This is a genomic window from Acetobacter oeni (assembly GCF_011516825.1).
Taxonomy (GTDB): Bacteria; Pseudomonadota; Alphaproteobacteria; order Acetobacterales; family Acetobacteraceae; genus Acetobacter; species Acetobacter oeni.
Genome location: NZ_WOTA01000003.1, coordinates 85,915 through 112,049, shown reverse-complemented (window position 1 = coordinate 112,049; position 26,135 = coordinate 85,915). Strand labels below are relative to the sequence as shown.

Sequence of the window (26,135 nt, the reverse complement as noted above, 5' to 3'; positions counted from 1 at the left end):
AAACACAACGAAGCGGCACACGCTCCGTCATAAGAACATATATCGTTATTTGATTTCAACAGATGCACCGTTGTCCTCAAGAGTCTTCTTGATTTTCTCGGCCTCATCCTTGTTAACGCCTTCCTTAACGGTTTTTGGCGCTCCCTCAACGAGATCCTTCGCTTCCTTCAGACCCAGGCCGGTGATCGTACGGATTTCCTTAATGACGTTGATCTTTTTCTCGCCTGCCTTGGCAAGGATAACCGTGAATTCGGTCTGCTCTTCAGCCGGAGCAGCGGCGGCACCCGGAGCAGCAGCAGCGACAGCAACAGGAGCAGCAGCAGAAACGCCCCACTTCTCCTCAAGAAGCTTTGACAGCTCAGCAGCTTCGAGAACCGTAAGAGCGGACAGCTCGTCAACAAGCTTGTTCAGATCGGCCATGTGATAGTCTTTCCCAATATAGATACTGATTATGGTTGCACAACCCCGTTTCTCAGGAGTCATACGAATTTCCCTACCCCCATGACGGGGACAAATCAGGCTGCGTCAGCCTCGCCCGTTTTGGCATAGGCCCCAAAGACCCGAGCAAGCTGCCCCGCCGGCGCCTGAAGAACACCCGCGATACGCGTGGCCGGTGTGGAGATAAGCCCCACCAGCTGCGCGCGGAGTGTTTCGAGCGACGGCAGCTCGGCAAGCGCCTTGACACCTTCGACGCTGAGCGTCTGGGTGCCGAGGGCTCCGCCAAGCAGAACCAGCTTCTCATTGGTCTTGGCGAACTCGACGATTGCCTTGGCCACTGCCACAGGGTCCTGCGACCACGCGAGCGCGGTCGGGCCTTTCAGCAGAGGAGCAATCCCGTCGAACCGGGTCCCGTCCAGGGCGAGAGTGGCCAGCCGGTTCTTCGCGACTTTGTATGTCGCACCCGCAGCGCGCACCTTGCGTCGCAGATCCGTCACCTGAGCGACTGTCAGCCCGTCATTACGGGTGACAACCACCATGGACGTCTCGGCGAATACGGCGGCGAGGGACGCGACAAATTCGCGCTTCTCCGTACGGTTCACTTCCCGTCTCCATTTGAGCCTTCCCACACAAAGCGGGTCGGCCGGGTTATCCAGGGACCGTCAGTCACACAGACGTCAGGTCCGGCTCGCCTGTCCTCTGTTACGGAACACACGGAGACGCAGATGTGAAACCTGCATAACCAGTATCCTCGTCTCCCGGTCGCACCCACCTTCCGACAAGTCGGAGACAGATTATTAAGGCTTCAGCCGCAGCCGGTCTTGGACAGGATCGGGCAGCCCCCTGAGGCGCCACCCTGGAAACCGGACGACTGTGACATCATCCGGGATCATCTTTATGATGTCAGGCCGCGAAGCCCGACACGTCAATATGCACCCCAGGCCCCATGGTGGACGACAACGCCATCTTCTTCAGATACGTGCCTTTCGCACCTGTCGGCCGAGCCTTCTGAACAGCATCCACAAATGCACGGATGTTCTCAGCGAGCTTGTCCTCTCCGAAAGAGGCCTTACCAATCCCGGCGTGAACGATACCGGCCTTTTCAGCGCGATACTCAACCTGACCGGACTTGGCCGCCGTGACAGCGCCTTTAACATCCATCGTCACAGTACCAAGCTTCGGGTTCGGCATCAGACCACGCGGACCGAGCACCTTACCAAGACGGCCAACAAGACCCATCATGTCAGGGGTCGCGATGCAGCGGTCGAAATTAATTTCGCCAGCCTGCACCTTCTCCATCAGATCTTCCGCACCAACAATGTCGGCACCGGCCGCCTGAGCTTCCTCAGCCTTCGGACCCCGTGCGAACACAGCGACGCGAAGCGTCTTACCCGTTCCGTTAGGCAGGGAGAGCAGGCCACGCACCATCTGATCCGCATGCCGCGGATCAATACCGAGATTCATGGAGATTTCGACGGTTTCGTCGAATTTCGCTTTGGCATTCGCCTTCACGAGACCGATAGCCTCATCAAGACCGTAGACCTTCGTGCTGTCAACAGATGCACGGGCGGCCGTCAGACGCTTGTTCTTTGCCATAATATCAGCCCTCCACAACCTGCAGGCCCATAGAACGGGCTGAACCGATCAGCATCCGGACTGCGCCGTCTATATCGTTGGCATTCATGTCCGGTGTCTTTGTCTCAGCGATTTCGCGCAGCTGCGACATCGTGACCTTGCCGACTGTGGCCGACTTACCGACGGTCTGGCTGCCCTTGGAGATTTTGGCGGCCTTAAGCAGGAAGTAAGTATTCGGCGGCGTCTTCGTGATGAAGCTAAAAGTACGGTCAGCGTAGGCGGTGATGACGACCGGAACCGGCATCCCCGGCTCCATACCCTGCGTCTTCGCGTTGAACGCTTTACAAAATTCCATAATGTTCAGACCACGCTGACCGAGAGCGGGACCGACCGGCGGCGACGGATTTGCCTTGCCTGCGGGAATCTGCAGCTTGATGTAGCCAACAATCTTTTTGGCCATATCCGGGACTCCTTATAATATTGTGCCCGGACCGCGGTTCGAGCGACACCGGCATGCTTTATCACGGGCATTCCGGAAATTCTCCCGCGTTCCGTAGGAGGGGCGCGCATACGCCTGATATGAAAGTGAGTCAAGCAGGAGTGATTATCATGCCATCATCAATATCGATCCACACCAATACGCCGTTCTGCCCTTATCTCAATCCCCGCTATGACAACTGACAACTCAATATGTTAGAATTGCAGAGCAATGGTTACCCGGACTCCTCGCACACAACGCCCGGCAGGACCGCCTCCCGATCAGGCGGCACTTCGTGAGGCCGCACTCGCTCACCTGGCACGCTTCTCTGCAACCGAGCGTGGTCTGGCTCAGGTTCTTGAACGACGTATCAGCCGGTGGGGGCGCAGAGCCTCAGAGTCCGGTACAGACGCTTCTGAAATCGCAGAAATAACGGCACGGCTAATGCCGCTGGCCACGTCTGTTGCGCGCACCATGGTGGAACTTGGCGTTATAAACGATTCGTCTTTTGCGAAGGCGAGAGCAACGCGCCTGAGCCATTCAGGCCAGTCCCGCCGCGCCATTGAAGCACGACTGGCTGCGAAGGGGATTGCAACGTCGACAGTCAGCAATGTGCTGAATGTGACACTTGGCAGTGATGAACGGGCCCGCGAATCGGAACTGGGAGCGGCTCTGGTTTTCGCACGCAAAAGACGAGCAGGACCGTTCAGCGTTGCATCGCCTGACGAGTCCGCTGACAGACAAAAAAATGAGCAGCGTCTTTTGATGGCGTTTGCACGGGCCGGATTTGCACGGGACATTGCCATGCAGGCGCTCACAACTGATCGGGAAGAAGCAGAAGACAGAATTATCGCGTTGAAAGACGCACTGTGAACAGCTTCGACTTTCTTCGAAATATATTTCGGAACCCCGTCAGACACCGGACCTGTCGCGGTGGCTTCCGCGTCAGAACTCCTTCGGTATCCACGGATACAGGGCGAAAAACAGCGTCATATCATACCGAAAAAACAACAAAGCACGACATGCCCCCCCGTGATCGCTTTCGCCTCACCCGGTCCCGTTTGATTGTGCTTGTCATGCCTTTTCTGCTTGCGGCCTGCGCAGGAGGTGGCGGCACGGGACGAAGCTGGCATGGACGGCTGCAATGCGCTCCGTGGGCCAGGGAGCATTCCACGATCGCACTTACAGGGCGCGCGGCTTCATGGTGGGTGGCTGCTCGTGGTGAGTATCCAAGGGCAGCGACACCCCAGGCCGGCTCAGTGCTTGTCTTCCGCTCATCTTCCAGACTGCCTGACGGACATGTGTCAGTCGTACGATCCGTTCGCGGCCCGCGAGCCATTCTTGTCGATCAGGCCAACTGGAATCCCGGACGTGTCGATCACGCGGTTCCGGTGGTGGATGTTTCGCCGGCAAATGACTGGACCCATGTCCGTGTGTGGTGGTCTCCGACGGGAACAATGGGCCGCACAGTCTATCCGACTTACGGCTTTATCCTGCCTGCCCCGCGCCCCGGATGGATTTCCTGATGTCTCAGTCATTGCTGCAGACCGGAGACAGATGGCGTTGTCATACGTTGAAGTGTAATAGCTCATACAGAACGCTTGCATGACGGGCGCGGGGCAGCCATCTCCCATATGAGTTTATTAAAGCAAATGCGCGCCTGGTCCGATCCGGCCAGCGCGATGAAATATAACCAGGAGTCGAGGCAATGGGTAGCTTGAGCATCTGGCACTGGCTGATCGTGCTGGCCGTTGTGGTGGTCGTTTTCGGCGGCGGCGGAAAAATCAGCGGGCTTATGGGCGATTTCGCCAGAGGCATTAAATCATTCAAGAAAAATCTTGAAGATGACGAATCCATGGAGCAAAGCGGCAAACCTGACAGCCGTATTCCCGCCCCTCCTCCGGCAGGAACGACTTTCACAGCCGACAGTAATGTCACCAGCCGGACTCCCGGCAGCACACATTCGTCCTGAATACTGAAAGATCGGGATGATGAGTTCGGCGTCGGGAAGCCTGTCCGTGATATCCGGTGACAACCAGACATGGGATCTCGCTGTTGCAGCGATCATCCAGGCCGGACACCGGATGGATGATCGTGGATGGGTTCCGGCAACAGCTGGCAACCTCAGTATTCGTCTGGCTGATGGCAGGATCGCGATAACGAGATCCGGTGGCCATAAAGGGTTTTTGACTTCGGACGGCGTAATTGAGGTCGGCCTGAACGGTGAGGCACGTCATGAAGGCGATCGGCCGAGCGCTGAAACTTTGCTGCACTGTCAGATTTATGAGCATTTCCCGAATGCGGGCGCCGTGCTGCATGGTCATTCCGTAGCAGCTACCGTACTTTCCATGGTCATCAAAGAGCCCGCGCTCTACCTTGAAGATTACGAAGTTCTCAAGGTATTTGAAGACCAGACAACACATGAAACACGACTTTCCGTGCCTGTGTTCGCCAATGATCAGAATATTGCGCGCCTTTCAAGAAGTGTCGCGCTGTATCTGGATGAAATGAAGGCCGGATATATTATTCGTGGCCACGGGGTGTATATCTGGGGACCGGATATGACGACGGCGCTGACCCGCCTTGAGGGACTGGAATTTCTGCTCACCTGCGAGCTTGAACGACTTAAACTCCTCCCTGCCATACCTGCGCGAGACGTGATGTGAGCAGCCTTGTCATTTTCAACGATGTAAATGCCGGTCATCCGGAATTTTCCACGAATGATCCGCAGATGATTGCCGCTCGGCTGAAAATGATCGGCGTCAGGTTCGAGCGCTGGGATGATGTCGAGCCACCAGCCCGGGACGCCGATGAAACCACCGTGCTGGGTCGGTATCGTCTCTGGCTCGACAGGCTGATGGGCGAGACTGGCGCCGGCTCTGCCGATGTTATTCGTATTGACGTGAATACGCCGGGCCGTGAGATGTTACGGAAGAAATTTCTTTCAGAGCATATTCATACAGAGGATGAGGTTCGGTTCTTCGTGCATGGGGCTGGTCATTTTGTGCTGCATACCAATGGCCGCGTTTATGATATCGGATGCACACAGCGCGATCTGATCTCAGTTCCTGCGGGCATACCGCACTGGTTCGATGCCGGTGAGGAGCCAGACGTCGTCGCATTGCGGATTTTCACCAACAGGGACGGATGGATCGCGGATTATACCGGCGATGACATTGCGGATCGCTTCCCGGTGCAATCGGTATGAAACCGGTCGTGGCTACACCGCCGAAGGTGATCCTGCTCGACATTGAGGGCACGACAACCCCCGTCTCCTTTGTTCACAGAGTGCTGTTCCCCTACGCGCGAAAGATACTGCCTGATCTTATTAAACGACGCCGTCACGACCCGGTCGTCGAACAGGCGCTTGCGGCAACAAAGCTTCTTGCACCCGGAAAAGAACCGGCTGAACAGTTGCTGACCTGGATGAATGAAGACGCGAAGGTGGCTCCGTTAAAAACTTTGCAGGGCCAGGCGTGGGCGGAGGGTTACGCTGATGGGACACTGGTGGCGTCACTCTTCCCGGATGTGCCACCGGTTCTGCGGGCATGGTATCAGACCGGCCTGACACTTGCTGTTTACTCTTCCGGCTCATCGGCGGCGCAGAAACTGATTTACGCCCACACGACCGATGGCGATCTGACATCTCTGTTTTCCGCTTTTCTTGATCTGGAGATGGGTGGCAAAAAAGACACGGCCAGCTATCGTAAGATCATTACGACTCAGGGCTGGGTGGCGAGTGATGTGCTGTTTGTCTCCGATGTCGTGGCCGAACTGGACGCGGCAGGCTCTGCCGGAATGCTGACCTGCCAGATGGTAAGAACAGAGGACGAAACTGTGGCGGGTGATGATCACCCTGTTGCACATGACATGACGGAAGTTGCGACCCTGTTTGCTCTTCCGGCCCCGGCTTCCGCCTGTCTATGAATGCTACGCTCCATACCGACTGGCGCACAATTCCTGTCCATGCCCGGGGCGCCGTTGCGGCCCTGGGAAATTTCGACGGTGTCCATCTCGGGCATGCTCATCTGGTCCGAACCCTGCACCAGGCGCGCCCGGACGAACCGCTCGCCGTCGTCACATTTGAACCACATCCGCGTGAGTTATTTCGCCCTCAGGACCCGCCGTTCCGTCTGACACTGCCGGAGGAGCGGTTTTCTGCTCTCGCGGCGCTCGGCGTCAAACATGTATTCCAGATTCGCTTCGATGAAGCATTCTCACAGATGAGCGCGGAGCAGTTCGTAGAAGATGTTCTGCATCAGGCGCTCGGGTTGCGGCACATTGCCTGTGGTCATGATTTTGCCTTCGGACATCGCCGGGGTGGCAATACGGATTTTCTTGCCGAACGTGCCTGCGAACTTGGAATGGGCTTCACGCTTGTGCCTGCTCTGACAGATACGAACGGCCCCTATTCCTCCACCCGGATCAGACGCCTGCTTCAGGACGGCTATCCGGAGCGGGCAGCGCTGGAACTGGGCCGGCCCTGGTCTGTTCGGGGCATTGTTCGGCATGGAGATAAGCGGGGACGCCTGCTCGGCTTCCCGACCGCGAACATACAACTGGGACGACATCTGGAGCCTGCCCGCGGCGTTTATGCCACAACGGTCAGGCTGGAAGACGGAAGACTCTGTCGTGGCGTGGCCAATATCGGGCGCAGGCCAACGATCAATGATGGTCAGGAAAGCCGCCTTGAGGTCAATCTCTTCGACTTTGATGACGATCTTTACGGTCAGACACTCTCCGTCTCATTGCACACACTGCTCCGCGCCGAGAAGCGGTTTGACGGACTTGATGCCCTGAAAGCCCAGATCGCACAGGATGCCATGCAGGCCCGGGTAATTCTGGATCAGTCGTCTGAATTCTGAACGGATATCCTGCTCAGGTCTGATCCGGAACGCTGCCGAATTCGCGTTTCCAATTGACCTGCTTCTTTTTCGGCGGCGTCTGTTCGCAGGAAATCATATAGACCCCGCATGTAAATGCCAGATCGGCCAGAGCGTTAAACCACAGACCTATGCTGAACGGTGGAGGCAGGGACGTGCTCTGCCAGATCGCATATAGCAGGAACACAAATGAGATCGGGCGGAAGCCAAGGAACATAGTCCGTAACGGATTCATGAAACCAGGACGCACGAGCCCGCGCATACGGTTCACACCCAGATAAAACGCCACCCACATCCCCCAGATCAGAATGTCGTAAACAGCGTTTACCGGGTCTTCGCCCAGCAGAACAACCATCGCTGCAATCGATGTCGCCAGCAAAAGCAGCGAGCCCAGCAGAAGGCTCATCCCGGTTTCCCAGACCGTAATGCGTTCCGGCAGACGGTCAGCAACGGGTTGAAAAACCCGGTCGAGCAACCAGAGATCGAACCGGGTGATGGCATCGGAGAGGCTCATGGCATCCTGTTCAGTCTTCTGTCCGATCCGTCATGTCCTGCATAAAGCCCGCCCCGAAGCCGATAACGGGTCAGGCCGTGCCTTCAGGTGTTTTTTTATCGACGGCGTCGGGCAGAAAATGCGCCAGAGCGGGAAGCAGCGTCTCTGCCGGAAGGCCGGTGCGTGACACCAGATTCTGGACTTCGGAGTTGCCCAGAATCTGTTTTATCTCGTCCGGTGATACCGGGAGATTATCCCCTTTTCCGATCCACGAACGGACCTTGTCACCCAGCCCCGCTTCGTCGGCTTTGGAAACAATCTGCTGAATTCTGGCGGGATCGAGCAGCGACGCCACCTGCTCATTCAGTTTGGAATGCAGATCAATCCCGATCGCATTGCCGATTTTATCGACCATATTGCCCAGTATGCTCATGACCGTTCCTTCTGGCCGTTACTTTGCGCATCCCGGCATCTTTCACGGGACATCCGGGCAGGAGGCTACCGCACTTCCCGTTGTTTTGCGACCGGAACACCCGGAGATTTTCGCCTGACCGGCAACTTTCTGCGAAGAAAACCATCATGCACCGGCGATGGTCTCCGGACACAAGACAATCCGGAGCCGGGCCGGGGTTCCTGTGCGTTCCGACGAAGGATGGCTGTTATGCGGCTACCACCCCAAGCACGACATTCAAACTTCCGCTATCCACATATCGATACATCCACTCTCTGACCTAAGCAGATCGTGCCCGCGCTTCCCGGAATTCCCCTCTTTCTGATCAAGCGCCTCTCGTCGTTGCGTCACCTGCGCCCGATCAGGCGACCAGGCGAATCGCGGAATGCGGCGCTGAAATGGCTGTACGCCCCCACGCCTGCCGCTGCCGGCTTTGCCGTTCGCACAACTGCGGCCGCGTTACTGGCTCTTGTTATCGCGATGTGGATGGAACTGGACGATCCGCAATGGGCGGCGATGACCGTCTGGATCGTGGCGCAGGGTTCACGCGGCGAAAGCATGTCCAAGTCGCGCTGGCGTCTTGTCGGCACGGTTCTGGGCGTCGTGTCGTCAATTACGCTGGTTTCGGCTTTTCCTCAGAAACCCTGGCTGTTTTTCCCCGCGCTGGGTCTCTGGCTCGGGTTCTGTTGTATGTGCGCCACGCTCGTACATAACTTTCGTTCCTATGCGCTGGTATTGGCGGGTTATACCTCTGCCATCATCGCTCTGGGTTCGATTAACAATCCCGACAATGTCTTCATGATCGCGATGTCCCGCGCGACTTATATCGTCCTGGGCATTACCTGCGAGGCGCTTCTTGCAGGTCTGTTCGCTCACAATCTCGCTGAGACGGCGCGTCTTAACATCCGGACCAAGCTTGCCACGGCTGTCTCCAGTGTGTCCGAGGCGATCGCTTCTCTGCTCGAGGGGAAGCAGGCGGCTCTGGTCCGTTCCCGCGCTCTGTTTGGCCCGCTGCTGTCAATCAACGACCAGATCGAATTCAGCGAAGTGGAAATGGGACCACACGGGCATGAAGGCGATCATGCCCGTGCGGCCCTTGCGGCGGTCTCGGTATTGCTTTCAAGGGGCCTGGGCATGGCCGTGCGGCTCCAGTCGCTTGAACATGCTCAGCCTGCTTTTGAAAATACAGCCGGGATGACGCGCACCTTCCTGCTGACGGTGCCGTCGCGGCTCGAAACTGATGAAGACGTTATCGCACTCCGGCATGATCTCTCGCAGTTACGCGCTGAATGCCGGCAGCAAATCGTGAACGCGCTGACGGAGGAGATCTCGCTCAATCTCCCGTCTGCAGATGACCGGGTCAGCGCTTTGCTCGATGAGCGCATCCTGCATAACGCTCTGGACGAACTGCTGGGAGAGCTGGACGGCGCGCTCTCGGAGTTTGACGCCAGCCACCACGAAATTAAGGGCGATCACTTCCGTTTTCGTCTTCAGTCGCACCGCGACTGGCGTGAAGCTTTCTATAACGGCATTCGCGCCACACTGGCCATGACGACGGCCGGGCTGGTGTGGGAAGTCACGGCATGGCCAGCCGGGATCGGCTTTATCACCTTTGTGGGCGTTGTCTGTGGCCTGTTCGCGACACGTGAAAATCCGGTTCTGGCGACGACAAACTTCCTGAAGGGCAGTCTCTGGGCAGCTTTTGTCTCATTTTTCATGGTATTTCTCGTCGTGCCGCAACTGACAGTTTACGAGGAACTGATTGCGGCGCTGGCAGTCCCGATGATTGCCGGAGGCCTGGCAGCCCGCAACGCGGCAACAGCATTGCATGCGGCAGCCTACACATTGCTGCTGCCGAACTTTGTGCATCCCTGGAACCAGGGACGCTGGAACGAAATCGAGTGGTTTAACTCAACGAGTGCCGTTGTTCTCGGCGTTGCCTTTGCCGTGAGCATTTTTCGTCTCGTACTTCCATTCGATGCGTCATCCGAACGCTGGCGGATGCGACGCACAATGCTTCAGGATCTTCGCACCCTTGCCTCCGCCGAGCCGATCCCGCTCACCCAGGACTGGACGGGCCGTAACATCGATCGTTTTGCCCGCGTTATCCGCCATGCAGGTCCAACCCCTTCTCCTACAATTGAGGGCTATTTGCAGGGCACTCTGGCAGCCATGACGATCGGCCTGAACATTATCCGGATCCGCACCCTGCTGAAACGTAACCAGATCCCGCATCAGGCGCGTCGGGCACTGGAAATCACAATGGCCCGGATGAGTCAGTTCACCGGACAATATGGCAAAGCTTCAAGCACAGCACGACGGGCGACGGCGCTTCTGCGAACAATCGAGGCCCGTGAGGCCAACATCACGATGCGGATCGAACTGACACGCGCCATCGCTTATCTGATCGTTATTTCACATGAGCTGGATGCGAACCACCAGTTCCTTGATGCCTCCAGGCGTTTCAAGGTGAGGGACTAAAAAGCGGAAATCCCGTCCGGTTTGTAATCACCCCCCACGCTTTCGGGAGCCTCCCGGCTCTGCCACGCGTGATTCAGCAGCAGAAGCTGAGTTTTAACCGATGCGGCACAACCGATTAGCGGATCTGCTCCTGTAGCTTTCTGATCTCTCCCACCGCAGCCTTTACCTGCATATCCACGCCTATCTGACCGAGTTCTGCTGTAGCGGGACGTGGATCGCCTCCGTAAACTCCGTCCGCTGTCGTTGGCTTCGAGGCTGAACGCAGGGCGCCGGTGCGCACCATCGACGGGTCAACCGCCAGCATCAGGGAGGTATCGCTCAGATCGGCGTGTGTGCCGACATCCGCCGCCAATCCACGAGAGCGCAACGCCTGATCATAATTACCGCTGACGACAGTGTAATAATCGTCGATACATGCAGCATGAGCACCGGTATGAACCCAGGCCCGGTCTGTTTCTTCAGCTACCCTGCACATCTCGGCCCGGTATCCCCCGTGGTCGCCGATGAAAGCGACAAGACGAAAACCCTGCACACGGAAGCTCTCGGCCACCGAGCGCAGAAGGCCCGAGAATACAGCAGGCGTTACCGAGATTGTACCGGGAAAGCGCATATGCGATGTACGTGGCGCAGTGCCACCTTCCGGAACATAAGCGATGACGGGTGCAACAAGCGTATTGCCCAGATCCAGGGCGATGCGATCGGCCATGACCTGAGCACGAACATTGTGTTTGCCAACAGCGATGTAAGGACCACTCTGCTCGGTGCCGCCAATCGGAACAATGATGGTGTCATAGCCCGCATGGAGAGCGTTCCGGATTTCCGTCCATGTCAGACGCTGGAATTCGATCTGAGGAGCGGCATCAGCGACTCCAGGGAGCACCGCCAATGCCAGACTGAACGCGACAGCGACAGACCGCACGGCTCCGGCGGGAAAAGACATGGATGCACGCTCCTGCGCTATTAAAACGGCCTGCGGTATCCCGCATCGCGCAGGCTCGCAAGCAGGACAGCTTTGAAACAGGTTCCTCAGGAAACGCTTTGCCGGAATGCAGCCTTCGATTGTCATGCCGGACGATCCGTCAGACTGCCTCCGGCGGAGTCCTCCATTTCGATCAATGAAAGTTTTCAGTCAGCCCGTAAATCCCGCCACGCAGCCAGCGCGCGATCACGCGCCTCACGATGATCAACGATCGGAGAAGGATATCCCTGCCTGCTTTCGTTGCCGGACGTTTCTCCTGCCTCCCAAGGTGTATGGATGAATTCATCTGGCAGGCTGGCCAGTTCGGGAACCCAGCGACGAATATAGACACCCTTGGGATCGAATTTCTGCGACTGCAGAACAGGGTTCATGACCCGGAAATACGGCGCGGACTCTACCCCTGTTCCTGCATTCCATTGCCAGTTCATAGCGTTGCTGGCGGGATCGTAATCCACCAGAGTATCCGCGAACCAGCGTTCACCTTCGCGCCAGTCGATAAGCAGATGTTTCACCAGAAAAGAAGCAACAACCATCCGGACGCGATTATGCATCCAGCCAGTGTGCCAGAGCTCACGCATCCCGGCATCGACCAGAGGATAGCCGGTCCGGCCCGTCTGCCACGCCTTCAGGGCTCTCCCGTCTTTACGCCAGGGCATTGCGTCGAAAGCAGGTCGGAGATTGCGAGTGGCGAGATCATCATGGGCGAAGAGGAGCGACCAGGCGAATTCGCGCCACCCGAGTTCGGCGAGAAATTTGGCAGCACCTGCCTCACTGTCTCTGTGCGCTTTCTCTTCGACAGCATGCCAGACCTGAGCCGGAGTGATGTGACCGAAACGCAGATAAGGAGACAGATGCGAACTTGTATTTTCCCCGGGAAAATCACGCGAGGTCGCATAGGCCGTCAGGTCACGAGACATAAACGAATCGAGAAGAGCATGGGCCTCCTCTTCGCCCGGAATCCAGGTCTCCCGGAGCCCGACTGCCCAGTCAGGACAATCCGGCCGAAGAGAATAGTTATCCGGGTTGAAGCAAACTTCGCTCAGAGCCGCAGGCAGGCTGGCAAACGTGAGTCCGGACGGCACGGCCAGAGGCGAACGAGGCAGAAAAAGCTCCCGGGCTTCTCGCCAGAACGGTTTGAAGACCTGGAATGGCGCACCTGAACGGGTCTTTACGGTCCATGGTTCGTTGAGAAGAGCTCCGATATGACTGTGGACTGCAATGCCATTGTTTTTTAATTCCGCTTTGATAGCCGCATCTGTCTGACGCCCCGGCAGATCATAACGGCGGTTCCAGAAGATGGATTGCGCGCCCGTTTTCTGCACGATCTCTCTGACAATGAGTTCTGATTTGCCTCGAAAAACATGAAGCTTACCGCCCCGGGCCTGTAACTGCGCATTGAGAGCATGCAGAGCGCCATCAAGCCACCACCGAACGGCTGCGCCCTGAATATGAGCATCATCAAGGATAGTGAAACAAAGGAGCGGTGCGCCGCACCGTGAGGCATCGCTGAGCGCGGCATTATCCGCGAGGCGGAAATCTTCGCGAAACCAGACAAGTGCAGGAGATATGGGGAGCATCAGGGATTTTTAACGATATGGTGAATACGGTCAAATTCAGCAGCCAGCATGTTCGGCTCTTACAGCCTGATCTCGCAACTGATCGGACGCAGCATATTAACAACCACCTGACCTTCAGTATTCCAGATCAACGCAATTGCCACGCCACTTCTTACCCATCCAGGGATAAGCAATAATTATGCAGTTTGCCGGATTCAGGTGCCTGGAGTCTGCGATTATGCAATATAATGCATTAGAAGCCACCGCCGCGACATGCACGATCCTAAATTAAGACAGGAATAAAGTCAGCCAGTTCGTGGCCAATGTGACTATGTCCGAGGCGTTCACAGAAACGCAAACAGAACTATCAGCAACAAACGCTAAAATATTCTGCTTATTTTCACATAATGCATCTGATGTATATGGTGGACAGGGTTGGATTCGAACCAACGTAGGCGTACGCCAGCGGATTTACAGTCCGCCCCCTTTAGCCACTCGGGCACCTGTCCGACGCGAGGAGGACTTAAGGTGATCAGACTGTTGTGTCAACACTCCGATCACTGTGTCCACGAATGCAGTATCATACGGCGGCGTTCAACCTGATGCATCCCGGATCATAACTGAGCGTGATGACGGCGCTTTCAAGGCGTCGTATAGCAGACATATGCGCACACCATCCCGTCCCGCCAGTTCCCGCCCTTCCCCTTCCGCCAGTTCCGCGAAAGACTCACGCTCCCGGTCCGGTGGAAACAGTGAGCGCTCCCCCCGGGAGAACTCGTCTGCCGATCAACCGCAGCGTCCGCCACGGCGGCATGGACGGTCGTCCTCAACACGTGGAGCACGACCGTACTGGGTCGCCGGGGTGCATGCGGCGCAGGCCGTCCTTGAAAACCCGAAACGGACAGTGCTCCGGGTTCTGCTTTCCGCTGAAGTCCACGAAGAATTTGCACGCCGGCTTTCAGTTACATTACCGCCCGACGCCGAGCGCGCTGACCGGGCTCAGTTTTCCGCACTTCTTGGCTCGGAGGCTGTGCATCAGGGCGTTGCGATTCTGGTAGAACCGCTGGAAGCGATGGATCTCGAGGATGCGCTCGAGCGACCGGGACCTGTTCTGGTTCTCGATCAGGTCACAGACCCGAGGAATGTGGGCGCCATTTTACGTTCTGCGGCAGCATTTGGCGCAGCCTGCGTGGTGATGCAGGATCGACATGCGCCCGATGAAAGTGCCGCACTGGCAAAAGCCGCCTCCGGTGCGCTGGAAGTCGTTCCCCTGGTCCGGGTCGTTAATCTGTCACGCTGTATCGACACGTTGAAACAGCACGATATCTGGACGATCGGACTGGATGCAGGGGGAAGCCGGCTCGACGGCAGTTCGCTGGGCGGTCGCAGAGCGGCTCTGGTTCTCGGCTCGGAGGGTGATGGCCTGCGTCGTCTGACCCGGGAAGGTTGCGATGAGATTTCGGGCCTCTATATGCCGGGAACTATGGAGAGCCTGAATGTATCCATTGCGGCTGCAATCGGGCTGTATGAACTGGCGCGAAGGGAATAACCGACTTTAGTTCAGTAAATGCTCATTAACCTGTTCGTTGACCGGACAGGTTAGCAGATGCCCTCAGATGCGGATCAACGCTACAGCATAGATCACCAGCACCATGCCCAGCGTGAACCCGACAAGGCCCAGCACACGCCCTCGCTGTCGGGCTGCCAGTTCTGCCTGCTCCTGTTCTGTCATCTTCTCCATCGCAGTCATGACAACCACCATGTCAGCCCATGGTCCGCAAGCAGACCACAAAACAATAAAAACAGGTAAGCCAGAGAAAAACGAAAAGAGAGTCGTGCGGCCTTATCACCATTTAGACTGACGCCACCTGCGTCCTGCTTTTCGAGCAGCACCCGAACCGCGCAGGCCACAAAGCCAAGACCAAGAATCAAAGCCGTCAAAGTATAGAGTATGCCGCAGAGATGCAGAAAAGAAGGAACCAGCGATACGGCGAGCAGAATCAGTGTGTAGACAAAAATATTCCAGCGTGTGTGCCGCGCTCCGCGGACGACAGGAAGCATCGGGATCCCGGCACGCCCGTAATCCTTGCAGGCATAAAGCGACAATGACCAGAAATGCGGGGGCGTCCACAGGAAGACGATCGCAAACATTACGATCGGCAGCACGCTTAGTGAACCTGTCGCCGCAGCCCAGCCGATCATCGGAGGGAAAGCCCCGGCAGCGCCGCCGATAACGATGTTTTGCGGCGTCGAGCGCTTCAGCCACATCGTATAAATGACAGCATAGAAAAAGATCGAAAAGGCGAGGATAGCGGCAGCCAGAGTGTTGGTAGCCAGCCACATCAGCGCCACGGACAGCACCGAGAGACCAGCTCCGTAACCAAGCGCCGCGTCGGGTGGAATGCGCCCACCTGGAATAGGGCGTGTGGCAGTACGCTGCATCACAATATCAATATCGCGATCGTACCACATATTAATCGCACCGGCCGCCCCCGAGGCAAGGCAGATACTGAGAATACTGACAGCCGCAATAACCGGACTGACCCGACCGGGCGCGACAATCAGGCCAGCCGCACCGGTAAACACCACCAGCGAAATAACACGCGGCTTGAGAAGCTGCACCCAGTCATGAGCCCGCGTTCCGACACGCGCTGTTTCGAACCTCTGACGCGGAGCGCGCTCCGCAGTTGCTGCCCCGCTCATCGTGTCTTTTCCACACCTGAAAAGAGCGGTTCCTGAAGCCGCGTTCCCATTTCATGCTGCTTCAGGGCGCTGACAAGCACAGCGAGAAAAACCCCCAATGACACTGCCATAGCCGCATCACCGGCAATCTGTATCGGGCTATGCGCCACCACCCCACCAGCGGCGGAAAGCAGCGCTCCCGCAAAAAGGAGAGCAAACTGGAACCGGGCAAGACCCGTAGAATAGCGAGTGTCTGACGCTGTTTCCAGCCAGCTATAAAAAGCACCAAACAGAACAAATACAGCCCCGCTCAGAACTGCCGTATGGAGCCCTTGCCCGCTTTTCATCTCCATGCACCAGCCACCAGCCAGCAAGACAAAGAATGCAGATACCCAGAGTAAAGGGACACCGGCACGCTTATGAAGCGAAACGGTCCGGCACCACAGTGTCCGCATCCACAGGCCGGCAAAGGCCAGTGACGCGACAAATGCGAGACAGCTTACACCCAGCATGATCATCGATTGCGGCTGATGCGCAAAAATACCGCGTGCCCAGACCACCGCGCCGCCGTCTGCAGTAATCCCGGCAACAGCGGCGGCGATCAGACGACTGCGGGCAGACGGAGGAACTGCAGAGTCAAAAATCTGTGCGGCGAGTCCGAATGCGGCAACCAGAACAATCAGCGTTACAGGCATCGCAAAGGAAGAAAAAATGCTTTCCATCCCTGAAAAACCAAGAAGCGCCCGCGTCGCGGACGCAGCCAGCACAGGCGCGGCAAAGAGAAGACCCGTTGCAGCAAAAAGCTGTGTCCAGACCAAAAGCGAAAAAGCAGCCACCTGCGGATGCTTGTCATAACCGCGCAACGCAACACTGCCTGCGCGTGCGCAACTGTCCAGAATGATCGTTATGATCGCTGTCGCCTGCAGAACGGCACCCAGGCTCCACACCAGCAGTCCCGCCGCAACAGAATTCTCCGTCCCTTTTCCAGAAATAAAAATGGCCAGCGACGTCAGCATCAGAACAAGGGAAATGGCATCCATACGTGGCAGGCTGGCGAGGCCGCCATTATCCTGAGTTGAATCCGCAAGCTCCCGAGCCAGAAAAAGCCGGCCAAAACCGCCAAGAAAAGCCGGCACAGCAACAAACAGAAGCATGGCAACCGGATGAAACCAGACTGCCTGCCGGTTCAGTGCGTCCGGGAGAACCCCTGCCTGCTGAAGGAGCCCTGCCACACCGGCAATGATTCCCACCCCAACGGCAAGACCAATCGATACTGCAGAGACAGGCGGAACAGAAGCCCGGCACGAGAAACCTGCTGTAAGAGGCAGATCATCCGAAGCTTGCGTCATAACAGACATCGTTACAGGCATCTTTCGTTTGACGGACCACCGGACTGACCGGCGCGGATCAGGTGACCATGAAACACGGCTTCCACCCGAAACAGATTCCTATAACGGCGTCTTACCGGAATTTCACAAAAGACAAAAGCACGATGGCAACGTCCGGCAACAGCTCTGCATTGCTCAGAGCGCGCCCCGGTCGAAATCACAGTCAGGCAACAGCGTTCTCCGGCCCTGCCTCCAGACCACAACTTCCACTCTGCGTATCGCGTGTCAGTGTCACGAGAGTGAACAGCCCCACCGGAGGAACAGGCTCAACGCGGGCACGCGCCATATCTTCCGGAGGCAGCAATGCTTCCATCGCAAAATCAGGATGCCAACCCAGCGAATGGGATGCCCGCGCCATACCACGCTCAATGGCGCCGCGTACGCCGTTCGGCGCCAGGAAATGATTTACAAACAGGATATGGCCGCCCGGCTTCACAACACGTTTCAATTCTGTGAGCAGCCGACGCGGATGCGGCACAACCGAAGCCACGAACATGGCCACGGCAATATCAAAAGATGCGTCTGCAAAGCGCGTCTCTTCCGCATCCATTTCAAGAAGCGCGTCGACATTTTCCAGCCTGTCACGGCGCACACGCTCGCGCGCCCGCTCAAGCATGTCTGACGACAGATCAATCCCTGTGATGCGTTTATTGCCTGTATAATGAGGCAGGGCCAGTCCGGTGCCCACCCCGACTTCCAGCACACGGGTTCCCGACAAACGGTTCACCGCGGAAACAGCCCGCCTGCGTCCAAATGCAGAAATTCCGCCAAATACGGTGTCATATACGCCGGCCCATCGCCGGTAAGCAGCCCTTACGGCATCGGCATCGAGGGCAACACGTGGACCGTGAGCCTCCTCAGATTGGGACACACCTTCCGCGGACTCGTCGCGGACACGTTGCAAGACTTCGCTCATGCGCCCTATCTGCCCGGCGTAACCAGGTTCTACAAGAGGTTGAAACTCAAGACACGGTCGAGACGTCATCGAAGCGGCGTTATTGCTTCACGTCGTAACCGAACATTGCCATACAGCAGGACGATGACAAAGTCTTCACCTGCTAAGATTAACCTGCCCCGCTTTCCGTAAGATTCGCAGCTTGTGCCTCAGAGGGCCTGCCTGGCCTTCAGAAGCAATTGACTCTGTGAATATCTTTCTGATTTACGATTAGCACCCGGGGCAGGCCACACAGGTCATCAATATTCATTTTCAGTAATTTGAAATTGCAATACAATCAGCTTATACTGCACCTCAGATGAAAGAATAATGCCATGATTCCTCTGCTTATTCTGCTTAGCATTATCATCTGGGCATCAATCGTAATTGTTTATTTTCGGGTCGATATTCACAAATGGCTTGAACGTCACTCCGATATTCCAGACAGACTCCGCGCGCGCAGAGAGCGGTCCGAAGCCAGAAAAGCACAAGGAAAAAAGCCTTAACCCTATAATATCAGATATAATTCAGACGCCAGCAGCCAGCCTGGCCTCAATACAGTCCCAGAGAATTCCGGCAGGATTAATCCCGTCAAAGCGTGCCAGTTCCTGCAGACCGGTAGGAGATGTGACATTAATTTCAGTCAGCCACTCTCCTATGACGTCGATTCCCACGAAAATCAGACCACGTTCTTTTAGCATCGGCCCGATTGCCTCGCAGATTTCGCGATCACGTGCTGTCAGGTCAACTTTCTTCGCCACCCCGCCAACATGCATATTTGAACGCGCCTCACCTTCAGCCGGAACACGATTAATCGCGCCAATGGGTATGCCGTCCGCGAGTATGATACGCTTATCACCAGATCTGACAGCCGCCTCGTAACGCTGGATCATCAGCGGCTCACGGGAACGCGCGAAATGTAACTCCAGCAGAGCGTTCAGATTCTGATCATCTTCCCGAATCCGGAATACTCCGCTTCCGCCGTTTCCAAAAAGTGGCTTGACGATAATATCCTTCCATTTCTGACGAAATGTACGGATTTCCTGATGATCCCACGTGACAAGCGTAGGTGGCATGAGTTCCGGATAATGTGTGACAAGCAGCTTTTCCGGCGAATCCCTTACAAATCGGGGATCATTAACAACGAGTGCCCGCCCCGGCCCGATGCCATGCACATGTTCGAGCATATGAGTTGCGGTGATGTAAGCCATGTCAAATGGCGGGTCCTGGCGCATCAGGATCACATCCATTTCACTCAGATCCCTGCGAACGGGCTCACCGAAAATAGCGTGATGACCTTTTTCCCGCCGGACACGTACAGGCCGGACCAAAGCTGTGAGGCGATTTGAATACCCTTTTCCTTGCTCCCGGGTACCTTCGCTTAAAGCCAGTGACTCCACACCGTAAACAAACAGGTGACTGCCACGAGCCTGCGCTTCCAGCATCATCGCAAAAGAGGAATCTCCATCGATATCGACCCTCTCAAGGGGATCCATCTGCACTGCGACATTGAGCCCGGCGGTCATAATCTGCTCCATTCCTCACGTTTTCATCTTAGAGCAAATTCGTCCGGTAAGGAAAAGCAGCCCTGCGTTCGCTGGCATGCACCCTGAATTTTATGAAGCATCCGGATACGAAATACTCAGCACCTCAATCTGCTCCGAACCGCGCGGCGTCCGAAGCACGATTTCATCACCGACAGCATGGCCAAGCAAAGCACGAGCCACGGGTGCAAGCAGAGTGATTTCGCCTCGGTCGGAGACAGCCTCATCGGCACCAACAATAGTGACAATGATCTCCCGATCACCTTCGTCAATGTAAGAAACTTTTGCGCCGAAAAATATTCTGTCACGCTTCAACTGCGCTGCCGGATTGACCTCAATTGCATTTTCCACGCGCTTTGTCAGAAAGCGAATTCGCCAGTCAATCTCGCGCAAACGTTTTTTGCCGTAAATGTAATCCCCGTTTTCTGAACGATCACCATTACCCGCCGCCCAGGACACAATCTCCACAACGGCAGGTCTGTCCTCACGCAACAAACGCGCAAGCTCCTGTCGCATGAGTTTAAGCCCTGCCGGCGTAATGTAACGAACCAGATCCTCGTTCGTGCTGTCAGCAACCACTCTTCAAAACCTCTGTCACCTGCTTCTAGCCGATGGCAAGCTCGCTGATCGCGGTATCGACCTCCTCGAAGCTGGGCATCAGCGGCACAGGAATATCTTTGCGGCCAATTTCAACGCTGACCTGAGGCGCATTGCCCTGCAAAAAAGCAACAAGCACGACGCGAATCAAATCATAATAGCTGGCGTCTTCTTCCACCACACTCTGCATACGGGCAGCAAACGGCCCCACCATGCCATAAGCAAGAAGAACGCCCAGGAATGTTCCTGAAAGTGCGCCTGCAATCATTTCTCCCAGCACTTCAGGCGGCTTGCTGATTGATCCCATCGTTTTGATCACACCGAGCACAGCAGCAACGATTCCGAGAGCAGGAAGAGCATCGGACAGTGATTGAAGACCGTGCGCGACATGTGTGTCTTCTTTAAGATTTTTGGCAAGCTCCCGTGTCATGACCTCATCGAACTGAAAAGGATCATCCATATTCATGCTGATCATTCGCAAATAATCACAGATCAGGTTTCGCACACGATTATTATCTCTGATTTTGGGATAATTTGCGAAAGCGGTGCTTTCCATAGGAGTCTCGATATGCGGCTCCAGCGCCATAGCGCCCTGACTCTGCGCGAGTCTCGTAAAGAAGAACATCAGCCCGAGCAGATCGAGATAATCCTGCCGTCCGAAAGAGGGCCCTTTAAGTGCCACCTTAAAAGCACCGGGAACGTGTTTCAGATCACTCATGGAATTCGCCATGAGGAATGTTCCGATGCCTGCGCCAAGAATCGTAAGCAATTCAAAGGGCATGGACATCACCAGAGGCACAATCGCACCACCGGATGCCGCGAAGGAGCCAAAAACACAGAGCAGCAGGAAGACCAGCCCGCCGATTACCAACATTCAGTTTATCCTCGCCTCAGAGTGAAATAGTACGATCCGGCACGGTCCATCGTCACGTGGGCGGATCGGATTGTGCGGGAGCGGCGGCATTAACGCCGGACGTCGGGGCACCTGATGCAGGAGGATCTGATGCGACCGGAGTGGCATTCGTGACAGATGTCGGAGCTGGCACAGTAACGTCATGATCGCGATGCAGCAGCAGCACGACCCTGCGGTTGGCGGCAGCACCCGGATCATCTGGCCGGGCGAGTTCACGGTCGGCACGACCGGATACCTCAACCAGGCGGCGCTCCGGAAATCCATCCTGCGTCAGAATGCTCCGGGCTGAATCGGCACGCGCACCCGACAATGTCCAGTTTGATGAACTGCTGTTATGGAAAACTGCCCCGTCAGTGTAGCCATAAATCGAGAGTGTCTGAGGCATGGCAATCAGATAGGGCGCAATAACACCAAGAAGATGAGCAGCACGGGTATTCAGCCGGGCAGACCCAGTGTCGAACATCGGCTTCTGCTCGCTTTCGGAAAGCTGGATTCGCAATCCTTCCGGCACAACATCGATACTCAGTTGCCGGGCAGCCTGCCCCCCTGCGGGATCGGAAGCCAGCGCAGCCTTGAGCTGTCGCGCATCGCGCTCCAGATCTTCCTGCTCATGTTTCGCCGCATCCCGGGCATCGCTCTGATGGCCATCTCCAAATGATACGACCGCACCACTCTTTTCGCCCCCTATCGGTACAATCCGGGCCACATCGGGAGGGGCAAGAGCTATCGTGCCAATACTTCTGTCAGGAAACGACGGAGCAGGCACCCGGATCGTGCCTGCCTGCTGCCGGTTTTTTCCGGCGCCGGCCGTGTTATCGCCGCGAACCGCGCCGATATCCGGCCCGAATCCTCCTGACGGGGCAGCTACCCCACCTTTTCCGGGCGCCAGGCCGCGCGGCGCAACTGCCTGCGCATCTTTCGACGACTTACCTGCCGTCGATTTGGTATCGCCAGCACTCGCGCTGGCTCCGCTTTTCGTATCCTGTGCATTACTTGCACCTGAATCCACAGATGCACCAGGCTCAGACGCTGCCTGCGCCGAAGCAGATCCTTCAGATGACATCGGATTAAAGACGTTAGCGATGCCGCGGCGACGTTGCTCAGTCGTGGCATTGATCAGCCACATCACGAGAAAGAACGCCATCATCGCGGTCACAAAATCCGCGTAGGCAATCTTCCACGCACCACCATGATGGCCGCCGCCGCCGCCGCTACGACGGATGACGACGATTGTCGCCTTATTGTCTCCTTTTTTCGGCATATGCCTCTCCGACCTTCGGGGGCATGCTGACGCACGTGACTTAAAACCGGCTTAACAACGCCTCAGTAAGTCGCCGGAAGTTGTCGCAAATCTTTGCTAACGGCCGTCGAAAGCGGGCAATTCACCCAATAAAGAATGTAACTTTCAGCTTCCCGCCCGTGTCCGGCCCGGATGAGCGTCTGTCCACGCGAAACAAACCCGGGCCATGCGCTTTGAAGTGGAAAATCTCTCCGGGCATTGCGAATCAGTACGCCCCTGCCTGTCTCACAATGAAACTCCGGCAGATCAAACAGTCGCCAGCGCGGGTCGGAGCCAAGAACTGTTCCATGCCTCATACGCAGTGCGAGCTCTGATGCGAGCCCGTAATCATCAGAAGCAATGAAGGCAGCTCCCCGGGACTGCACACTCACATCCCGTACAAATTCGGGCCATCCGCCTCCCTGCCGCAACGTGATGTCGAGGTGGCGGTTGAGCGGCAAAACACTGGTCAACGCCTGGATGAGAACCAGCACACCAAGCGCGAACCCCAGACAGGCAGCCGCTCGCCACCCGCGTGACGCAGTCAGAGCTGTCAGAACTGCAAGCGCCGGATAGATCAGAACCGGCCAGTTTGCCTGCACACGATCACCCAAAGCATGCTGAACGAAGACCAGCAGCGGGACTCCGATAATGGCAAGAAGCAGGCGATCCGTCTGTTCCTGGCTGCGGACCGCTTTCCAGAGAGCCATAGCGCAGAGTGCAAAAACGCCCGGCGTAAGCAGGCCAATCTGCCCGCCAGTCAGTTCGCCAAGAAACTGGAGCGCACGTTCCGGTCGCCAGTCGCCTGTCCGTCCGCCCTGCCTGATAAAACTGGCCCATCCATGCGTCTCATTCCACCATAAAACCGGCATGACGCAACCTGTCGCCAGCAATACCCCAAGCCAGACCTGGATTGTCTTTAACCACTGACGACCGGGACGGGAGAATAAACACCAGACGCCAACACCAGCGACGGGAAGAAGCATCGTATACTTGCTGTCAAAACCGAGGCCAGCAGCAATTCCGGCGACCAGCCACCAGTAACCATTCCCCGTCACAACCAGACGTCCCAGAGCCGCGAGAAAAACGGCCATAAAGAACAGCAGCGGCGTGTCCGGCGTCATCGTGACCGCACCGAGTCCTACAGCCAGTGTCGCATTGAGCAGCGTACCGGCAATAACCGGGGGGCCCACACAGTCTGATTTTCCTGTGACCGTCTGTGCGCCGCGAACATCCATGAAATCCCGCGTCGCGAAGCCAATCAGCAATGTGCCCAGGGCGGCGGCCAGAGGACCTGCGACACGAATCCCAAAACCATTATTGCCAAACAGAGCCGTCCCGGATCTGATCCACAGAGCAACCATCGGCGGATGATCGAGGTAACCGGCCTGAAGATGTCGGGACCAGGTCCAGTAATAGGCTTCGTCGGGGGTCACCGGCAGCATGGCGGCAATAATGAGACGGAGGACCGTAACCACGGCAAGCGCGGACAATGCGAGACGCAGAACAGATGGCTGATGCAGCGTTAGTCGCATTGAAAAAGCGCTTGAGAAACTAATAGTGACAGATCGGGATACCGGAACCGCTCCGGTTCAAAGGAAATGAATACCGTCAGAGCAACGTCACTCCACCCGGCACCGGGTGAATGCGAATTTCTTCCTGTGCGAATACCAGCGCTATTACCGTACCTCCGTCCCCACCCACGCAGCCTTCTGCTTTTCGTGACAGTACTGACAACGCGTGAACGGCAGTGGGCCATCACGAACATGCTATTTCGGCTCGCTTTCAGAAAACGGCTCAGGCGACGGCAGGCGTGACAGACTTGTACGAATCGTTTGCAGCGTCTGCACGCGGGCAACATGCTGCGCCTCCGTGAGGCGACGGGTAAGCTGATTTTCGTGGGCTGTATCGCGCGCAACCAGACGAACAAGAAAATCACCGCCGCCGCGAATCATGTGGCATTCAAGAGTTTCCGGCCACGCAGCGACCATAGCTTCAAAACCCGAGAGGACAGCCTCCTTCTGACTGTCGAGGCCAATCAGCGCGAAGAGCATAATAGACCAGCCCAGCGCCTGAAGATCAGTCTCTGCCCGGTAGCCGGAAATAATACCAAGTTCTTCCAGACGACGCACACGTCTGAGGCAGGGCGGCGCGGAAATTCCGGCGCGACGGGCAAGTTCAACATTCGTCATACGCCCGTCAGTCTGCAGTTCGGCGATGATCCGCCGATCGACGACATCGAGTTCCGCTGTGGCCACTCTGCCCTCTCCATGCCCGGTTCGGAGTGGATATAAGACGAAGCCGGATCGCTGTGCAAAGGGCCGCCCCGGCAGAAACAACCGGAGCCGGGAGCGCCGGAAAAGAGGCCGGCGGGTTGCCCCGCTCTGACAGGGGCGCCATATCGACCTGACGCCAGCGATTTCATTTCAGGCTTCACAGCGTGCTGGCCGCGTTCAGGGACGGACCCGGGTGACGATGAGTAAAACAATGACGACGGACCTTCTGATCATAGGCGCAGGCCCGGCTGGTTACACGGCAGCGATCTATGCGGCCCGGGCAAATCTTAAACCCGTCCTTGTTGCCGGCATGCAGCCTGGTGGTCAGCTTATGATTACCACTGATGTCGAGAATTATCCCGGTTTTGCTGAAGCAATTCAGGGACCCTGGCTTATGGAACAGATGGCGGCTCAGGCCGAACATGTCGGCACTACAATTCTGCATGACCTGGTTACCGAAGTGGATTTCCGGAGTGGTTCACCGTTTCAGGTGAAACTGGACGGAGGCGATATCTGGCTTGCCCGGTCTGTTGTTATTGCTACCGGGGCGCAGGCCCGCTGGCTTGGGTTGCCTAGCGAAAAACGGCTGCAGGGCGCCGGCGTTTCAGCATGCGCAACCTGCGATGGTTTTTTCTTCCGGGGTAAAAAAGTCGCTGTCGTGGGTGGTGGCAACACGGCTGTCGAGGAAGCGCTTTATCTTACCCACCACGCCGAACACGTCACTCTGATTCACAGACGTGATTTTTTGCGTGCAGAGAAAATCCTGCAGGACCGTCTCCTCGCTAATCCGAAGGTATCTGTCGTGTGGAACTCCGTGGTCGCAGATATCCTGAGCGAAGGTGCGCCAGCAGTGGTGACAGGACTGCAACTCTGCAACACGCTAAATGAAACAATGAGCACGCTGGCTGTTGACGGGGTTTTTATCGCTATCGGTCATTCACCGAATACGGGTCTGTTTCATGACCAGCTGATGCTGGATGCCGAAGGCTACGTGATGACTGAACCCGGAACGACGCGGACCTCAGTCCCGGGCGTGTTCGCCGCAGGCGATGTACAGGACAAAATTTACCGGCAGGCGGTAACCGCGGCAGGCACGGGGTGCATGGCTGCGCTGGACGCGGAGCGGTATCTTGGCAGAATTGTTACAAAGTCAAGCTGGAATACTTGACCTAGCTTAACAATTCTTGC

General features: G+C 56.6%; 28 protein-coding genes and 1 tRNA gene. 10 read left to right on the top strand and 19 right to left on the bottom strand.

Going from position 1 to position 26,135, the window contains the following annotated elements; all coding sequences use genetic code 11:
• Nucleotides 1-45: 45 nt before the first annotated feature.
• The 4 genes from rplL to rplK form a co-directional block, all read right to left on the bottom strand.
• Nucleotides 46-420 carry a 50S ribosomal protein L7/L12 gene (gene rplL, locus GOB90_RS02990; RefSeq protein WP_146884872.1) on the bottom strand — a complete coding sequence of 125 codons (375 nt, stop codon included), beginning with the start codon at nucleotides 418-420 and terminating at the stop codon, nucleotides 46-48.
• A gap of 95 nt (nucleotides 421-515) precedes the next feature.
• A complete protein-coding gene (rplJ, locus tag GOB90_RS02985; protein ID WP_146884874.1) occupies nucleotides 516-1,040 on the bottom strand; it encodes a 50S ribosomal protein L10 in 525 nt (174 codons plus the stop codon).
• Nucleotides 1,041-1,341: 301 nt separating this feature from the next.
• Nucleotides 1,342-2,034, bottom strand: coding sequence for a 50S ribosomal protein L1 (gene rplA, locus GOB90_RS02980; RefSeq protein ID WP_146884877.1), 693 nt, complete (start codon nucleotides 2,032-2,034; stop codon nucleotides 1,342-1,344).
• Nucleotides 2,035-2,038: 4 nt separating this feature from the next.
• The gene (rplK, locus tag GOB90_RS02975; protein WP_146884879.1) at nucleotides 2,039-2,473 is read right to left on the bottom strand and encodes a 50S ribosomal protein L11; all 435 of its coding nucleotides are present in this window, start codon (nucleotides 2,471-2,473) and stop codon (nucleotides 2,039-2,041) included.
• Nucleotides 2,474-2,722: 249 nt separating this feature from the next.
• Between rplK and GOB90_RS02970 the strand changes: the two genes are divergently transcribed.
• The 7 genes from GOB90_RS02970 (at nucleotide 2,723) to GOB90_RS02940 (ending at nucleotide 7,356) form a co-directional block, all read left to right on the top strand.
• Entirely contained in the window at nucleotides 2,723-3,364 is a 642-nt protein-coding gene (locus GOB90_RS02970; protein WP_146884881.1) for a regulatory protein RecX, read from the top strand.
• Between the two features lie 149 nt (nucleotides 3,365-3,513).
• Entirely contained in the window at nucleotides 3,514-4,017 is a 504-nt protein-coding gene (locus GOB90_RS02965; protein WP_146884883.1) for a CHAP domain-containing protein, read from the top strand.
• Nucleotides 4,018-4,199: 182 nt separating this feature from the next.
• The gene (locus GOB90_RS02960; RefSeq protein WP_146884885.1) at nucleotides 4,200-4,463 is read left to right on the top strand and encodes a twin-arginine translocase TatA/TatE family subunit; all 264 of its coding nucleotides are present in this window, start codon (nucleotides 4,200-4,202) and stop codon (nucleotides 4,461-4,463) included.
• Between the two features lie 19 nt (nucleotides 4,464-4,482).
• Nucleotides 4,483-5,157, top strand: a complete 675-nt coding sequence (locus GOB90_RS02955) for a methylthioribulose 1-phosphate dehydratase (protein WP_173571906.1) — start codon at nucleotides 4,483-4,485, stop codon at nucleotides 5,155-5,157.
• Nucleotides 5,154-5,699: a 1,2-dihydroxy-3-keto-5-methylthiopentene dioxygenase gene (locus GOB90_RS02950; protein ID WP_146884889.1), complete on the top strand. Its 546-nt coding sequence runs from the start codon at nucleotides 5,154-5,156 to the stop codon at nucleotides 5,697-5,699. Before GOB90_RS02955 ends, GOB90_RS02950 begins: the two co-directional genes overlap by 4 nt.
• Nucleotides 5,696-6,418 carry an acireductone synthase gene (gene mtnC / locus GOB90_RS02945; protein ID WP_146884892.1) on the top strand — a complete coding sequence of 241 codons (723 nt, stop codon included), beginning with the start codon at nucleotides 5,696-5,698 and terminating at the stop codon, nucleotides 6,416-6,418. The genes GOB90_RS02950 and mtnC overlap by 4 nt, the downstream gene beginning before the upstream one ends.
• Nucleotides 6,415-7,356 (top strand): bifunctional riboflavin kinase/FAD synthetase, encoded by a 942-nt coding sequence (locus tag GOB90_RS02940; protein WP_146884894.1) that lies wholly within the window; start codon nucleotides 6,415-6,417, stop codon nucleotides 7,354-7,356. Before mtnC ends, GOB90_RS02940 begins: the two co-directional genes overlap by 4 nt.
• 13 nt (nucleotides 7,357-7,369) lie before the next feature.
• Here the strand turns inward: GOB90_RS02940 and GOB90_RS02935 are convergent, their stop codons facing one another.
• Nucleotides 7,370-7,888, bottom strand: a complete 519-nt coding sequence (locus GOB90_RS02935) for a hypothetical protein (protein WP_146884896.1) — start codon at nucleotides 7,886-7,888, stop codon at nucleotides 7,370-7,372.
• A gap of 70 nt (nucleotides 7,889-7,958) precedes the next feature.
• On the bottom strand, nucleotides 7,959-8,300 hold the full coding sequence (locus tag GOB90_RS02930) for a YidB family protein (RefSeq protein ID WP_146884898.1): 342 nt from the start codon (nucleotides 8,298-8,300) through the stop codon (nucleotides 7,959-7,961).
• A gap of 309 nt (nucleotides 8,301-8,609) precedes the next feature.
• Between GOB90_RS02930 and GOB90_RS02925 the strand changes: the two genes are divergently transcribed.
• On the top strand, nucleotides 8,610-10,799 hold the full coding sequence (locus GOB90_RS02925) for an FUSC family protein (protein ID WP_146884901.1): 2,190 nt from the start codon (nucleotides 8,610-8,612) through the stop codon (nucleotides 10,797-10,799).
• 115 nt (nucleotides 10,800-10,914) lie between these two features.
• Here the strand turns inward: GOB90_RS02925 and GOB90_RS02920 are convergent, their stop codons facing one another.
• The 3 genes from GOB90_RS02920 to GOB90_RS02910 form a co-directional block, all read right to left on the bottom strand.
• Nucleotides 10,915-11,739, bottom strand: a complete 825-nt coding sequence (locus GOB90_RS02920) for a creatininase family protein (protein ID WP_146884903.1) — start codon at nucleotides 11,737-11,739, stop codon at nucleotides 10,915-10,917.
• 185 nt (nucleotides 11,740-11,924) lie between these two features.
• The gene (locus GOB90_RS02915; protein ID WP_146884905.1) at nucleotides 11,925-13,355 is read right to left on the bottom strand and encodes a cryptochrome/photolyase family protein; all 1,431 of its coding nucleotides are present in this window, start codon (nucleotides 13,353-13,355) and stop codon (nucleotides 11,925-11,927) included.
• 402 nt (nucleotides 13,356-13,757) lie between these two features.
• Nucleotides 13,758-13,843 (bottom strand) — tRNA-Tyr (locus tag GOB90_RS02910).
• A gap of 155 nt (nucleotides 13,844-13,998) precedes the next feature.
• Between GOB90_RS02910 and rlmB the strand changes: the two genes are divergently transcribed.
• Nucleotides 13,999-14,883 (top strand): 23S rRNA (guanosine(2251)-2'-O)-methyltransferase RlmB, encoded by an 885-nt coding sequence (gene rlmB, locus GOB90_RS02905; protein ID WP_194300823.1) that lies wholly within the window; start codon nucleotides 13,999-14,001, stop codon nucleotides 14,881-14,883.
• 63 nt (nucleotides 14,884-14,946) lie between these two features.
• On the opposite strand, the gene GOB90_RS02900 is transcribed toward rlmB, so the two are convergent.
• The 10 genes from GOB90_RS02900 to GOB90_RS02855 form a co-directional block, all read right to left on the bottom strand.
• Nucleotides 14,947-15,084, bottom strand: coding sequence for a hypothetical protein (locus GOB90_RS02900; protein ID WP_183187340.1), 138 nt, complete (start codon nucleotides 15,082-15,084; stop codon nucleotides 14,947-14,949).
• Nucleotides 15,081-16,037: a heme o synthase gene (locus GOB90_RS02895; RefSeq protein ID WP_146884908.1), complete on the bottom strand. Its 957-nt coding sequence runs from the start codon at nucleotides 16,035-16,037 to the stop codon at nucleotides 15,081-15,083. The genes GOB90_RS02900 and GOB90_RS02895 overlap by 4 nt, the downstream gene beginning before the upstream one ends.
• Complete coding sequence (locus GOB90_RS02890) at nucleotides 16,034-17,365, bottom strand: heme-copper oxidase family protein (RefSeq protein WP_173571896.1); 1,332 nt, start codon at nucleotides 17,363-17,365, stop codon at nucleotides 16,034-16,036. The genes GOB90_RS02895 and GOB90_RS02890 overlap by 4 nt, the downstream gene beginning before the upstream one ends.
• Before the next feature lie 202 nt (nucleotides 17,366-17,567).
• Nucleotides 17,568-18,320: a class I SAM-dependent methyltransferase gene (locus GOB90_RS02885; protein WP_146884911.1), complete on the bottom strand. Its 753-nt coding sequence runs from the start codon at nucleotides 18,318-18,320 to the stop codon at nucleotides 17,568-17,570.
• A 545-nt stretch (nucleotides 18,321-18,865) separates the two neighbouring features.
• Nucleotides 18,866-19,864: a glutathione synthase gene (gene gshB, locus GOB90_RS02880; protein WP_146884913.1), complete on the bottom strand. Its 999-nt coding sequence runs from the start codon at nucleotides 19,862-19,864 to the stop codon at nucleotides 18,866-18,868.
• A gap of 90 nt (nucleotides 19,865-19,954) precedes the next feature.
• Nucleotides 19,955-20,461 (bottom strand): transcription elongation factor GreB, encoded by a 507-nt coding sequence (greB, locus tag GOB90_RS02875; protein ID WP_261765895.1) that lies wholly within the window; start codon nucleotides 20,459-20,461, stop codon nucleotides 19,955-19,957.
• A gap of 25 nt (nucleotides 20,462-20,486) precedes the next feature.
• A complete protein-coding gene (gene motA, locus GOB90_RS02870) occupies nucleotides 20,487-21,353 on the bottom strand; it encodes a flagellar motor stator protein MotA (protein ID WP_146884915.1) in 867 nt (288 codons plus the stop codon).
• Between the two features lie 52 nt (nucleotides 21,354-21,405).
• Nucleotides 21,406-22,653, bottom strand: coding sequence for a flagellar motor protein MotB (locus tag GOB90_RS02865; RefSeq protein WP_146884917.1), 1,248 nt, complete (start codon nucleotides 22,651-22,653; stop codon nucleotides 21,406-21,408).
• Nucleotides 22,654-22,715: 62 nt separating this feature from the next.
• Entirely contained in the window at nucleotides 22,716-24,206 is a 1,491-nt protein-coding gene (locus GOB90_RS02860) for an ArnT family glycosyltransferase (RefSeq protein ID WP_146884919.1), read from the bottom strand.
• Nucleotides 24,207-24,440: 234 nt separating this feature from the next.
• Nucleotides 24,441-24,929: an Lrp/AsnC family transcriptional regulator gene (locus GOB90_RS02855; RefSeq protein WP_146884921.1), complete on the bottom strand. Its 489-nt coding sequence runs from the start codon at nucleotides 24,927-24,929 to the stop codon at nucleotides 24,441-24,443.
• A gap of 217 nt (nucleotides 24,930-25,146) precedes the next feature.
• On the opposite strand from GOB90_RS02855, the gene trxB reads away from it, so the two are divergent.
• Nucleotides 25,147-26,115, top strand: coding sequence for a thioredoxin-disulfide reductase (gene trxB / locus GOB90_RS02850; RefSeq protein WP_146884923.1), 969 nt, complete (start codon nucleotides 25,147-25,149; stop codon nucleotides 26,113-26,115).
• Nucleotides 26,116-26,135: the final 20 nt, after the last annotated feature.

Excerpts from the sequence above, each read along its gene's own strand:
- GOB90_RS02865 (WP_146884917.1), bottom strand. The coding sequence starts at position 22,653 with ATGCCGAAAAAAGGAGACAATAAGGCGACAATCGTCGTCATCCGTCGT.
- rplA (WP_146884877.1), bottom strand. The coding sequence starts at position 2,034 with ATGGCAAAGAACAAGCGTCTGACGGCCGCCCGTGCATCTGTTGACAGC.
- GOB90_RS02940 (WP_146884894.1), top strand. The coding sequence starts at position 6,415 with ATGAATGCTACGCTCCATACCGACTGGCGCACAATTCCTGTCCATGCC.
- GOB90_RS02930 (WP_146884898.1), bottom strand. The coding sequence starts at position 8,300 with ATGAGCATACTGGGCAATATGGTCGATAAAATCGGCAATGCGATCGGG.
- mtnC (WP_146884892.1), top strand. The coding sequence starts at position 5,696 with ATGAAACCGGTCGTGGCTACACCGCCGAAGGTGATCCTGCTCGACATT.
- GOB90_RS02970 (WP_146884881.1), top strand. The coding sequence starts at position 2,723 with ATGGTTACCCGGACTCCTCGCACACAACGCCCGGCAGGACCGCCTCCC.
- trxB (WP_146884923.1), top strand. The coding sequence starts at position 25,147 with ATGAGTAAAACAATGACGACGGACCTTCTGATCATAGGCGCAGGCCCG.
- GOB90_RS02960 (WP_146884885.1), top strand. The coding sequence starts at position 4,200 with ATGGGTAGCTTGAGCATCTGGCACTGGCTGATCGTGCTGGCCGTTGTG.
- GOB90_RS02965 (WP_146884883.1), top strand. The coding sequence starts at position 3,514 with ATGCCCCCCCGTGATCGCTTTCGCCTCACCCGGTCCCGTTTGATTGTG.
- GOB90_RS02920 (WP_146884903.1), bottom strand. The coding sequence starts at position 11,739 with ATGTCTTTTCCCGCCGGAGCCGTGCGGTCTGTCGCTGTCGCGTTCAGT.
- gshB (WP_146884913.1), bottom strand. The coding sequence starts at position 19,864 with ATGACCGCCGGGCTCAATGTCGCAGTGCAGATGGATCCCCTTGAGAGG.
- rplK (WP_146884879.1), bottom strand. The coding sequence starts at position 2,473 with ATGGCCAAAAAGATTGTTGGCTACATCAAGCTGCAGATTCCCGCAGGC.
- GOB90_RS02900 (WP_183187340.1), bottom strand. The coding sequence starts at position 15,084 with ATGACTGCGATGGAGAAGATGACAGAACAGGAGCAGGCAGAACTGGCA.
- rplL (WP_146884872.1), bottom strand. The coding sequence starts at position 420 with ATGGCCGATCTGAACAAGCTTGTTGACGAGCTGTCCGCTCTTACGGTT.
- GOB90_RS02915 (WP_146884905.1), bottom strand. The coding sequence starts at position 13,355 with ATGCTCCCCATATCTCCTGCACTTGTCTGGTTTCGCGAAGATTTCCGC.
- GOB90_RS02860 (WP_146884919.1), bottom strand. The coding sequence starts at position 24,206 with ATGCGACTAACGCTGCATCAGCCATCTGTTCTGCGTCTCGCATTGTCC.
- GOB90_RS02895 (WP_146884908.1), bottom strand. The coding sequence starts at position 16,037 with ATGAGCGGGGCAGCAACTGCGGAGCGCGCTCCGCGTCAGAGGTTCGAA.
- GOB90_RS02885 (WP_146884911.1), bottom strand. The coding sequence starts at position 18,320 with ATGAGCGAAGTCTTGCAACGTGTCCGCGACGAGTCCGCGGAAGGTGTG.
- GOB90_RS02935 (WP_146884896.1), bottom strand. The coding sequence starts at position 7,888 with ATGAGCCTCTCCGATGCCATCACCCGGTTCGATCTCTGGTTGCTCGAC.
- GOB90_RS02955 (WP_173571906.1), top strand. The coding sequence starts at position 4,483 with ATGAGTTCGGCGTCGGGAAGCCTGTCCGTGATATCCGGTGACAACCAG.
- GOB90_RS02890 (WP_173571896.1), bottom strand. The coding sequence starts at position 17,365 with ATGACGCAAGCTTCGGATGATCTGCCTCTTACAGCAGGTTTCTCGTGC.
- rlmB (WP_194300823.1), top strand. The coding sequence starts at position 13,999 with ATGCGCACACCATCCCGTCCCGCCAGTTCCCGCCCTTCCCCTTCCGCC.
- motA (WP_146884915.1), bottom strand. The coding sequence starts at position 21,353 with ATGTTGGTAATCGGCGGGCTGGTCTTCCTGCTGCTCTGTGTTTTTGGC.